The 13,073-nt window shown below is 43.8% G+C and carries 5 protein-coding genes; 2 read left to right on the forward strand and 3 right to left on the reverse strand.

Going from position 1 to position 13,073, the window contains the following annotated elements; translation table 11 throughout:
- Window positions 1-28: 28 nt before the first annotated feature.
- Entirely contained in the window at window positions 29-6,046 is a 6,018-nt protein-coding gene (locus tag IQ257_RS15290; protein WP_193879419.1) for a hybrid sensor histidine kinase/response regulator, read from the forward strand.
- The gene (locus IQ257_RS15295) at window positions 6,047-8,818 is read left to right on the forward strand and encodes a response regulator (RefSeq protein WP_193879416.1); all 2,772 of its coding nucleotides are present in this window, start codon (window positions 6,047-6,049) and stop codon (window positions 8,816-8,818) included. It abuts the gene before it with no gap.
- Here the strand turns inward: IQ257_RS15295 and IQ257_RS15300 are convergent.
- The 3 genes from IQ257_RS15300 to IQ257_RS15310 all read right to left on the reverse strand — a co-directional run bounded on the left by IQ257_RS15300 (window position 8,798) and on the right by IQ257_RS15310 (window position 13,026).
- Entirely contained in the window at window positions 8,798-10,348 is a 1,551-nt protein-coding gene (locus IQ257_RS15300) for an Eco57I restriction-modification methylase domain-containing protein (protein ID WP_193879413.1), read from the reverse strand. The two genes, IQ257_RS15295 and IQ257_RS15300, sit on opposite strands and share 21 nt — an antisense overlap.
- On the reverse strand, window positions 10,345-11,307 hold the full coding sequence (locus IQ257_RS15305; protein ID WP_193879410.1) for a XamI family restriction endonuclease: 963 nt from the start codon (window positions 11,305-11,307) through the stop codon (window positions 10,345-10,347). Before IQ257_RS15305 ends, IQ257_RS15300 begins: the two co-directional genes overlap by 4 nt.
- Before the next feature lie 237 nt (window positions 11,308-11,544).
- Window positions 11,545-13,026, reverse strand: a complete 1,482-nt coding sequence (locus IQ257_RS15310) for a hypothetical protein (protein WP_193879406.1) — start codon at window positions 13,024-13,026, stop codon at window positions 11,545-11,547.
- Window positions 13,027-13,073 lie beyond the last annotated feature (47 nt).

Consider the following 13,073-nt stretch of genomic DNA (forward strand, 5'->3'; position numbering starts at 1 on the left):
CTCCCACACCCCATCTCAACAGATAACAATGAGTATCACCATTGCGGGTTACAACCTCATCGAAGTCATGGACGAAAGTACCACTACCCTTGTGTATCGAGGGTTGAGGGAATCGGATCGAGCTTTGGCGATCGTGAAAATTCTCAAAGCAGAGTATCCCACTCTCGAACAGCTTACCCGATTAAGACATGAATATAAAATACTCACCTCTTTGGAAATAGAAGGAATTGTTCAACCCCTAGGGTTAGAACCTTATCAAAATGGGTTAGCTCTTATTTTGTCAGATTTTGGAGGAGAATTTTTTCATATATTTATAACAACTAATCTCTTGAAACTAACCGATTTTTTCTCCATTGCCATCCAGTTAACCTTAACGCTGTCCCAACTCCACCACCAGACTATTATTCATAAAGATATTAAGCCTCATAATATTCTAATTAATTCAGAAACCAGTCAAGTTAAACTGACCGATTTTAGCGTTTCATCGCGCCTTTCAAAAGAAAACCCTATTGCTCGCAATCCCAGAGAAATTGAAGGAACGCTTGCCTATATGTCACCGGAGCAAACTGGGAGAATGAACCGTTCAATTGATTATCGAACTGACTTTTACTCCTTAGGCGTCACTTTCTATGAAATGCTGACTGGACAGCTACCGTTTCAAGCAACTGATCCTCTAGAATTAGTCCACTGTCATATTGCTAAAACACCCATGCCGCCAGCAGAGATGGGCAGAATTCCCCAGGCGGTGTCGGATATTGTGATGAAACTTTTAGCGAAAACGGCGGAAGAGAGATATCAAAATGCCTTGGGACTCAAAGCTGATTTAGAAGAATGCCAAAGGCAATTTACAGCAACTGGAACCATTGAAAACTTTAGGGTTGGTCAACTCGATTTATACAGCCAGTTTTTGATTCCGCAAAAACTTTATGGTCGAGAGACAGAAGTTGAGCTGCTGATGAATACCTTTGAACGAGTCAGTCAAGGATCAACGGAACTGGTACTTGTGAGTGGTTACTCAGGAATTGGCAAATCTTCTTTAGTCAATGAAGTTCATAAACCCATTGTACGCCAACGGGGTTATTTTATTGCTGGGAAATTTGACCAATTTAAGCGCAATATTCCCTATGCTTCATTGATTCAAGCCTTTCAAGACTTAATTCGGCAGTTGTTAGCAGAAAGTGCTGAGAGTATAGCGATTTGGAAAAGCAAACTTTTAAAGGCATTAGGGTCTAATGCTCAGATTATTATTGACGTGATTCCAGACGTCGAACGAATTATGGGTTCTCAACCGGAGGTTCCTCAATTAAAACCCTCTGAAGCTCAAAATCGTTTTAATCGGATGTTTCAAAAGTTCATTCGTGTATTTACCCAACCCGAACACCCCTTGGCTCTCTTTCTAGATGATTTGCAATGGGCAGATTTAGCGTCTTTGAAGTTGATTCAGTTGCTTGCCTGCAACCCGGATAGCCAATATTTGTTGCTGATTGGAGCGTATCGTGATAATGAAGTCAGTGCAACACATCCGTTGCTGTTGACTCTAGAGGAAATGCAACAAACTGGCGCAGTTTTAACCTCGATTATCCTTCAATTTTTGCAATTTTCTCATATCAATCAGTTCGTTGCTGATACCCTCCGTAGTGATTTAGTGACGACAGAATCTCTGGCAAATTTAGTGTTTAAAAAAACCCTCGGCAATCCTTTCTTTTTAACTCACTTACTCAAATCTCTTTATCAAGAAAATTTATTATTTTTTGATTTTAGACAAGAGTGCTGGCAGTGGGATATGCAGCAACTTCAAGGCATTGATATTACAGATAATGTGGTTGAGTTAATGGTCGGACAGATTCAAAAGTTACTTCCAGCCACCATCAATGTCTTAAAGTTAGCCGCTTGCATTGGAGACAAATTTACGTTAGACGTTTTAGCAATTGTTGACGAAAAATCTCAACCAGAAACAGCAATGAATTTGTGGGAAGCCCTACAAGCAGGTCTTATTTTACCGCTTTCGGAAGCCTATAAAGCTCCCCTAATCCTTGACGTTGAAACTGAATCATTAAACGTTGGCTATAAGTTTTTGCATGACCGCATCCAACAAGCAGCTTATTCTCTCATTCCCCTTTCCCTTCAAAAAGAAACGCATCTAAAAATTGGTCGTTTATTACTGCAAAATACACCCATTGAATACCGATCAGAAAATATTTTTGATTTAGTTAATCAACTCAATTATGGTAGTGATTTACTCACCCTAGAGTCAGAGAAATATGAGCTAGTTGAACTCAATTTCATAGCTGGTCAAAAAGCGAAAGCAGCGACAGCCTATGACTCGGCTATCCGTTATCTAAAGGTGGGTTTAGGGTTATTGACAGCAACTAGTTGGCAAAGTCATTACAAGCTCACTCTGGCACTCTATGAGTCAGCCGCAGAAGCTGCTTATCTTAATGGTAACTTTGAGCAGATGGAGAGATGGGCAACGGTTGTCTTGCAACAGGCAAAAATCCCCATCGACAAAATGAAAGTCTATGAAGTCAAAATTCAAGCTTGCATGGCGCAAGTCAAACAACTCGAAGCCATCAAAATTGGATTGCAAGCGCTGGAACTTTTAGGGGTGAGTTTACCAGAGTCGCCTAGCTCCTCGGATATCGAGCAAACATTGACTCAAACAGCGACAAATTTGATGGGTAAGAATATCGATGATTTAATTAATCTACCCTTAATGACAGCAGTCGATAAGCTAGCCGCCATACGGATGCTAACCAGTATGGGTTCTCCAACCTATCAAGCAGCACCTGACTTGTTTCCGTTAGTCATATGTGAACAGGTGAATTTATCTATCAACTTTGGCAATGCACCTTTCTCAGCCTATGGTTATGTTTGTTACGGTGTTATCTTAAACGGAATTATTCAAGATATTGAGTTGGCTTATCAATTTGGCCAGTTGGGATTCAGACTAATGGAACATTTCAATGCCTTACTTCTAAAGACGAATGTATTATATGTGGCTGGAGCGTGTACGATGCATGGAAAAGTTCATGCTCAGGAAACGCTACCACTGTTGCTGGATGCATACCAAAGCGGACTGGAAAATGGGCAGTTTGAATATGGTGGCTATGCCGCTGTGCAAAAATGTAAGCATTCTTATTTCATTGGACAGGAACTGTCAAGACTCGAACAAGAGATGGCAACAATCAGTGATACCCTTGCCCAAGTTAAGCAAGAAAATGCTTTAACTTGGAATCAGATATTTCAGCAGTCTGTTCTTATCTTGCTAAAGCCTTCTGAAAATCCATGTCATTTAGTGGGCGAAGTCTACAATGAAGATCAATCACTACCCCTGCTTAAGGAATCCAATGCTAGAACAGCTCTTCATTACTTGTATCTAAATAAGCTTATTCTCTGTTATTTATTTGGATACTACCAACCAGCCTCAGAAAATGCTATTCAAGCGGAGCAATATTTAGATGGCGTCAAAGCGTTTTTGGTTGTGCCAGTGTTTCATTTTTATGATTCCTTAGCACAACTAGCGATTTATTTATCTGTATCACCTTCAAAACAAGAATCCCTCTTAAATAAAGTAATAGCCAATCAAGACAAGATGCAACATTGGGCAAACCATGCCCCCATGAACTTTCAGAATAAGTATGAGCTTGTAGAGGCAGAAAAAGCACGGGTATTGGGTCACTATTGGCAAGCAATGGAGTATTATGACCGTGCGATCGCAAATGCTAAACAGAATGGCTATATTCAAGAAGAAGCACTAGCGAATGAACGTGCCGCAGACTTTTATTTCTCCCTCAAAAAAGAAAAGATTGCCCAGGTTTATCTCACTGAATCGTACTATGGGTATCTTCGCTGGGGAGCGACTGCCAAAACTCAAGACTTAGACACTAAACACCCTTACATTTTCTCCCAAATATCCACGCAAAAAGCTAATGTTTTAGACGTAAATCGGACGATTAGTGCTACAACTGCAGGAAGCTCCGGCGTCCTGGATTTAGCGGCTGTCATGAAAGCGTCTCAAGCACTTTCCGGTGAAATTGTTCTGAGTAAGCTCTTGAGTAAACTGATGAAAATTTTGCTAGAAAATGCTGGAGCTGAAACCGGATATCTCATTTTAGAAAAAGAGGGACAACTTCTAATCCAGGCTTCCGGGAGTGTGGATGAAAATGAGATAACTGTCCAGCAATCAACTCCGGTAGAAACCAGTCAGCAGCTACCATTCTCTATCATCAATTACGTGCATCAAACTCAGAAAAATGTTGTGCTAAACGATGCCACCCATGAGGGGATGTTTACAAGGGATTCCTATATTATCCACTCCCAGCCCAAATCAATTTTATGCACACCTATCGTCCACCAAGGTAAACTTATTGGTCTTCTTTATTTAGAAAACCATCTAACTCGGAGTGCTTTTACGCCAGAGCGATTGGAAGTTTTACAACTCTTATCTTCTCAAGCCGCTATTTCCATTGAAAATGCGCGTCTTTATACCGATTTAGAAACCTATAATCGAACGCTGGCAGCGAAAGTAAAAGAGCGAACGCATCAGTTACAAGAGCAGAATTTGCGGCTGCAAGAAGAAATCCACCATCGCCAGCGAGCTGAAGAAACCGCTGAATCTGCCAATCGTGCCAAAAGTGAATTTTTGGCGAACATGAGCCACGAACTTCGCACACCCCTTAATGGCATATTGGGCTACACTCAAATCTTTAGACGGCAGAAAAATTTTACGGAATCCCAAAAGCATGGCATTGACATCATTCATCAGTGTGGCGAACACTTATTGATGCTCATTAACGATATTTTAGACCTTTCTAAAATTGAAGCTAGAAAAATGGAATTGTACCCGGAAGTGTTTCATTTTCCGGAGTTGATTCGCGGTATTTATGAAATCTGCCGTATCCGTGCTGAAGAAAAGGAACTAACCTTAACTTACCAAACCCTTTCCCCACTGCCAACTATGATTTGCGGGGATAAAAAACGATTGCGTCAAGTTTTAATGAACTTACTTAGCAATGCCGTCAAATTTACAGAAAAGGGGTGTGTTACCGTTAAAATCGGCTATGTTAGGGGGAATGGAGAATGGGGACTAGAGAATGGGCAAGAGTCTTCTGAATTCCTAACTCCGAAACTTCGGTTTCAAGTCAACGATACAGGAATTGGTATTGCACCAGAACAATTAGAAGAAGTTTTTCTGCCATTCCAGCAAGTCGGTGAGAGCAGTCGCAAGGCGGAAGGAACCGGATTAGGATTGGCAATTAGCCGTCAATTAGTGGCATTGATGGGCGGCGAACTCAAGATTAAAAGCACTTTAATGCAAGGTAGCACGTTTTGGTTTGATTTAGAGTTAACTGAGGTTGATGAAGAAAATGAGACTACCAGCCCTTGGGATACTACTATTATCGGGTTTATTGGCAACAAGCGAAAAATTTTAGTCGTAGATGACAAACGGGAAAATCGTGCCGTTCTTAGCGGTATCTTAACGCCTTTGGGGTTTGAAGTTATTGAAGCCACAAACGGCTTAGACGGTTTAAATAAAGCCCATGAGTTTAAGCCCGATATAATATTTGTAGACTTGGTGATGCCAGTTATGGATGGTTTTGAAACCACCCGTCGTTTAAGGAGTTCACCAGACTTGGCAGATGTAGTAACGATCGCTATCTCGGCTAGCGTTTTTGAGTTTGATCGGCAGCAAAGTCTAGAAGTGGGTTGTGATGACTTTCTTCCCAAGCCGATTCGGGAAACAGATCTGCTAGAAAAATTACAGGTTCACTTAAATCTGGAGTGGGTTTATGAAGAACAAGGGATTCAAGAATCAGCAGCTACACGCCCCTCCCCCTCGATTGTGGCTCCCTCTGCACAGGAAATTGCCATCTTACTCGATCTAGCAATGAGGGGCGACCTTAGAGGTATTGTAGAACGAGCCGCTTACCTAGAAGCACTCGATCAGCAATGGATTCCTTTTGCCACCCATCTCCGTCAATTAGCAAAAGACTTTGAAGACGAAAAAATCCTGGAATTTATCAAGCAATATAATAGGGCGAGATAAATGAGCATGACACCCCATCCCAAAAATACCATCTTAATCGTAGATGACACTCCCGCTAATCTGGGGTCACTGTTCGATTTTTTAAATGATTCCGGCTTCAACGTCTCGATCGCTCGCAACGGCGAAACAGCAATTGAGAGAGCTGAATATGCACGTCCTGACCTTATTCTACTTGATGTCCTCATGCCAGGAATCGATGGCTTTGAAACCTGTCGCCGCCTAAAAGCCAATACCGCCACAAAAGATATCCCTGTTATTTTCATGACGGCATTGACTGAAACCGTCGATCAAGTCAAAGGCTTGAGCCTGGGGGCAGTAGACTACATCACCAAGCCACTACAACAAGAAGAAGTATTAGCCCGCGTCACCGTCCATTTGAGCCTGCGGAATCTCACCCAGCAACTCACCGAGCAAAATGTGCGTTTGGAACAAGAGATTCAACAGCGCGTGCGCGTCGAAGAGGAACTCCGACAGCATACGGCAGAACTCACCGACTGGAAAAATCGCTACGAAGCTGTGATTCAAGCCAGTGGACAAATCCTCTATGACTGGGATTCTCAAACCAATGATATCACCTATGGTGGCGACTTAGAGCGGATATTGGGCTATTCTCTAGAGGAAATGTCGGGCGGGTTGAACCGCTTTCTTGAACTGATTCATCCCGACGATCGCTCCTTATTTAATCAAGAAATTGACCGGGTTTTATTAACAAAAGAGCCGTTTCATCTAGAATTGCAAATCGCTCGAAACGATGGCACCTATATTACCGTTGAAGACAACGGCTACTTTTTTTTAGACAGTACAGGCAGTATTGCTCGCATGGTTGGCTTTATTGTTGATATTACTGAACGCAAGAAAGCACAAGCCGAACGAGAGCAAGCCTTTACAGCCCTCCAGCACAGTGAAGCCCGGTTTAGGTGTTTAGTCGAAGCCAATATTATTGGCATTATTGGCGTAGACTTGAGCGGCACGATTACAGAAGCCAACGACGCCTTCCTAGAGATGGTGGGGTATGAGCGCACTGAGCTGCAATCAGGAACGTTGCGTTGGGATGAAATCACCCCCTCAGACTATCGGCATCTGGATGAAAAAGCGATCGCAGAACTACTCAGTTCCGGCGTTTGCACTCCCTTTGAGAAAGAATACATTTGCAAAGATGGCAGTCGGATGTCGGTAATGGTAGGTGCTGCTCTTCTTGAGCAGTCTCAACCCAATGCTATTTGTTTTGTCCTTAACCTGAACGAGCGCAAGCAAGCCGAGCAGAAAATCCGCGAACAAGCGGCGCTGCTCAATATTACCACCGATGCCATTATCGTGCGAGAGCTCAACAAGCAAATCCGATTTTGGAACAAGGGAGCCGAGCGCGTGTATGGATGGACAACTCCAGAAGCGATCGGTAAAAATGCCAATGATCTGCTCTATCGGCGGGAAACCTTAGATCAACTCGAAACTGCCTGGAAAAGTCTAGCCGATTCTGGCTCGTGGCAGAGTGAGTTGCGTCAAATTACCAAAGCGGGCAAGGAAATCCTGGTAGCCAGTCGCTGGACACTAGTACGGGATAATGAGGGACACCCCCAATCTATCCTAGTTGTCAACACCGATATTACCGAGAAAAAACAACTCGAAGCCCAGTTTCTCCGCACTCAGCGCCTAGAAAGTCTCGGCACCCTAGCCAGCGGCATCGCCCATGACCTCAACAATACCCTAACACCCATGATGATGACTGTTCAACTCCTTGAGTGCAAAATCGAGGACGAACAGACTGAGCAGTGGTTTTCTATACTGGAAACTAACATTAAACGGGCGGCAGATTTGGTCAAACAAGTCCTATCCTTTTCACGCGGACTTGAAGGGAAGCACCTCCCCTTAGAAGTCGGACGTTTAATTAAGGAAATCGAAAAGATCGTTAAACAGACTTTTTCTAGAGCCATTGAAGTTCATACTGATATTCCCACAGAAAACCTTTGGATGGTATCAGGAGATGCCACTCAGCTCCATCAAGTGCTGATGAACCTCTGCATTAATGCTCGTGATGCCATGCCGGAAGGGGGTATCTTGGAGATTTCTGCTAGAAATATCTCTATTGATACTCACTATGTCCGCATGAATCTTGATGCTAAGGTGGGTTCCTACGTTGCTATTAGTGTATCTGATACCGGAACGGGCATCAAGCGAGAAGTTATTGATCGAATTTTTGAGCCATTTTTCACGACAAAAGAGATCGGCAAAGGCACAGGGTTAGGTCTTTCAACCGTATTGGGCATCATCAAAAGCCATGGTGGATTTGTAAATGTCTACAGTGAACTCGGAAGAGGAACGCAATTTAAAATTTACTTACCCGTAACGCAAACTGATGCTGCTAATGACCTGAATGATAAACGTCAGGACTTGCCAAAAGGTCATGGAGAATTAATTCTGGTCGTGGATGATGAAGATTTTATTCGTGACGTGACAAAAACTTCCCTAGAAGCTTATAATTATAGAGTTTTAACAGCGTGTGATGGGATCGAAGCGATCGCTCTGTATGCTCAACATAAAGATGACATCAATCTCGTATTAGTTGATATGATGATGCCATCAATGGATGGGTTGACAACGATTCGGACATTGCAGAAAATTAATCCCGAAATTAAGATTATTGCCGTCAGCGGCTTGGTGTCGAATCATAAGATGATTGAAGTGCTGGGTAAGGCGAATAATGTCAAAACCTTTTTAGCCAAGCCCTTCACATCGAGTGAATTATTGAAAAGTTTACAGGCAGTTCTTAGTTAGGGTTATGTTCAAATTTGTCAGAAATAGAGCATTACCCAATTCCCTCGGTTCCAGCTTATGCAACCCACCCCCATACACTCGCCCTTCACCCATCAGCGCCTGAGCAGAAATCTGATTGAGAGCTTGCCACACCTGTTTATGCAATTCTGGCTTATCTAAAAGTGCTTTAGCCAAAGCCGATTTAGGATACAACATCAAATAGACATTCGTAGCCGTTGCTCTTGAATGATTTAGGATAAATCGAAAAGGTCTACCTCTACCACTATCCTGACGACCCATATAAGTACACAGAAAAGGGGAAGACGGACGCTTTTCCTGAGAAAACCAGGGAGAACGATGCTTACATAGATAGCGATCGCGAATTCCCTGCTTTACTCCCCTCTGCAAATAGTCCCAAAGCATCGGATACTTCGCTTTCACCTCATCTGGGGGCAAATCGCATGACAGCAGAAATAACGGGTTCTCAAGAATCGGATTTCCCAAACTATCAGCTTCAATTTCATCAACGCCTAAAAACCGAGGACTGGGCAAAACTGGCTTGAGAAACTCAAAGGGTAATTTGTAAGCATAAACTTGCTCTGGTGTCAACACAAAAAAAACATTCGCTCCTGTTGCCAACCCCCGTTTTATAGTAAATAAATCTGATAGCTTTAACGGCTGCTCTGGAGAATTCACCCCACCCGATACCAACCTAAACTTAGTCCACTTAGCGGTTTGGCGTAGCGACTTGACCGACATCATCCGGAACATTTTAGGTTCTGTCAGACTTCCCTGATAGGTGAATTCAACAACATGGTTAGTCGGTGGCAAAGCTTTCTTAAACCAAACCACTGCTGACGTACACAGCGCATCTTCAAACTGTACATCAGCCGGATCGAAACAATGAATCCGTAACAACGTAACCCGATTTAGCAAATAATCCTTAATGGGCTGCCCATAATTCACATCCATAAACCCCGTAGGAATCAGCCATCCAGCCAAACCATCGGGAGCCATCCAAGCATCGGACATACACAAAAAATGACAGTAAAGACTAGCCAACTGGCTGAGTTTTATTCCTGCTATCTCCTCAGTGACTCGTTGTAACCTTAGCTTGTCAATCCGACTTAAATGATGATGGCGAACATAGGGGGGATTGCAAATGAGCAAATTAGCTTTAGCCCAGTCCGAATTAGGGGGTATAGCCTGAGTGAAGTCAGTAATATTCAGTTTAAGTGGCGTTTCGCGCCAAAGCTTTATCGCTTCATTCCCGTAATGAGAATCAACTTCATACCCGACAGCCTCAACAATTTGCGATACGGGAAATTGCTGTAATAAGGCAGAGTAAAACGCTCCTGTCCCAAAAGCGGGGTCAAGAAAACGAATTTTTGGGTTTGTGGGTAATAGCATCCTCGCATATTTTGTAATATCTGCTGCCAGCGCTGTCGGTGTAGCAAATTGACCCAACTTGTTTCGTTCTGCGTGGGTTTTAACTTCATCCAGTTGCAATTGTCGCAACACCCGTCTTGATTCTGTCAGAGTGATATTCATACTCCAAACAACGCTAAATCATCAATCCGATGTTCCCACACCCAGTCAATCCCTTCAGCCGCTTCGTAACCCAAATAACCGCTGTCGAAATAACCGCAAAGAAACAGAATAAAACGGACATTACTGCCATAGTTGCTCCTCAATTGAGCCATTTTAACAGCTTCTTCTTTGCGTCGCTTATTGGGATTGGTATAGTCTCCAGCAGATTTCGCTTCAATTAGTAGGGGTAAGTCGCCTGGACGGGTTTGAACGGGCATGACTACCACATCAATCGGGATATTAATTTGTTTAGTACCTCCCTGTAAAAGTATGGGAATATTCAGCCGAAACGCAAACGTTCCTGGCTGCATTCTATTCATACTTAACCGAGTTTCTCCGCCAATATATGAGTAACCACGTTGCTCCAGCCATTGCCTAATCGTAGCAAGCTGTCTTCGCTCTTGGGCGTTGCGAATAATCGGGTCAGAAATAGCACCGCAGAGACGGTCTGCTACAATTGTCGCTGCCCTGTGAACTTCTGTATCAGTTGGTTGCTGTCCACTCTCCAACCACGAGAAAATATCTCTATCAATCAGTCTGGCAATGATTTGACTAATTTTATCCAATCCAGCCTCTAGAGTAGCACTATCTAACCGAGGTGGAGTACGTTGTTTCTCCTCCATGTTTTTGACCAGATTAGGTGACACCCCAGCTAAACCAATGAGGCGATCGCGTGCTATTGGTGGTGCTGTCGCCATACGGAGGATGGGCAAAACTTCTGGATGCTGCCGCAGGATAGCGGGTGTAATATTGGTGAGATTAGCGGTCAAGATTAAGGCTGACTCGACTTGTTGAGTTGTAGTAATGCGAGTTTCGCGGTACGCTTGGGGAGCGAACTGCATAAACCAGTTATTGTAAAAGTCTACCGACCGAGCGATATCGGGTTTCCACAAATGGGGTTTGTCGGCATTGACTGGCACTATATCACCTTCCTAGCAACCTTCCTACAGATAATCAAGATTATCAAATAATCTCCGTTGATATTATCCAACAGCCGATCGCGGGGAAGGTGGCTCAAAAAACGTTCAGCAAAAAAGCCGCGCGGCTAGGGTGTGTTTCACAATCGGCAGGAGAATCGAAGACAATTTCAAACTCCGCCCCTGGTATAAACCGATTCCAAAATCTCAAATGATTGTGCGCGTCTTAAGGACATTCCCTCAAAATAAGGGAATATTGAAATTCAAACCCACTCCAAATACTAAACCATCAAAATCAACCGCTGAATTGGAAGACGCACCAAAACTCTGTCCTCCAAACACATAAAGTTGGCTGTTAGACGATAATCGGTAAGCTAGGGAAGCCGTTAGCTGGTGATACTCATCTTGCCGATCCTGTTCGGTAAAGGTTGCCAGGGCGTATTGGTAGTCGAAGGCGAGCCTCAGAGAAGACGTGGGATTATAAGCCAGGGATGCTCCTACCGTGTTAATGAGTTGAGAACGGCTATCGGGTTCGGCAAAACTCACACGCAGTTTATAGAATGTATCGAGAGTAAACTGCTGTGCTAGTGAATCCCGACGACCAAGTTCTAAATAAAGGGTATGGTCATTCAGAAAGCGATCGCCTCCTTCCTCCGTAAATAAGTGGCGATTAAACCAACCCACCTCTCCATAGGCACGGCGCGATAGCTGCTGGCGAATTCCCAGATCGAATCTCAGTTCATCGTAATTAAACGCTTCCGCATTGCTATAGCGAATGATATTGCCACTCACCGATGCCAATAGAGACGTCCGGTTTCCAAGGGAAGGAGCTGCCAACAGCGTCACCCCTGTCCTGAACAAACCATCATCAACAGGATCAACCCCTGAAAAGAGATTATCACTTCTGAGATAACCTACCCGACCTAACAGGTACACTGTCGGTTCAGAGGGAGCGACAGGGGGTTCCAATTCCCGTAAGCGCAGAATCCCTAGTTCCGGATCACCTTCGGTATCTGACTCCTCTAAATTTGGTAAATCTGGAAACGTCTCCATAGGAATGGGTTCCGGTTCACGAGTCGGTGCAACGTCTGGAGGTGGGTTGGGCGATGTAGGATTGCGGCGAGTAGGTTGATCTGTCGGTGTTTGGAAGTTGGCAATCTTACTGAATGGCAGATTCCCTTGATCCTCAGAAACTTCATACTCTCCCTGATTTACCCATTCACTACCGTCTAACACTGGCTCTTCTGCCTTCTCCCTTTCTAAGGGTTGGAAGGAAGCGACTGAGCAAATGCCAGACTCAGTGGGTACACCATCAAAATTGTTACAATTAAGAGATAGGGTTTTTAGCTGGGCATCACGATTAGCCGCAGCTTCTGCGATCGCCGCAGATGGCAGAGTAGAATCTTCTGGCTCTAAAACCTTTAAGGAATGGCTGGTGTTAGTTAGAAGAGCCTGAGAATGTTCCAACCTCGGTATTGAGGTTTCGATTGGGGATTGCCAATCTTCTAAATTAACCGAATCGCCCGCGTCTTCTGTCTGTGCAGACCAAGTTGCTGGACTCGATGCCAGACTGACCCAGAAAACCAGATTTCCTAACAGAGCTAAGTGTAATTTTTGAGGCATGATTTTGCTCACCCAAGGAGGTTTGGGTTGCACTTTGAGCTGATGGTAACTTTGTCGGCAGTTGTTGTCTTGAAACACGTTTTTTCGGGTTTTTAACATTCGCTAATAATCTAGAATTTCCTGGGTTCTGTCGTGATATCAGGGAA

This window comes from Coleofasciculus sp. LEGE 07092 (genome assembly GCF_015207375.1).
GTDB lineage: Bacteria > Cyanobacteriota > Cyanobacteriia > Cyanobacteriales > Coleofasciculaceae > LEGE-07092.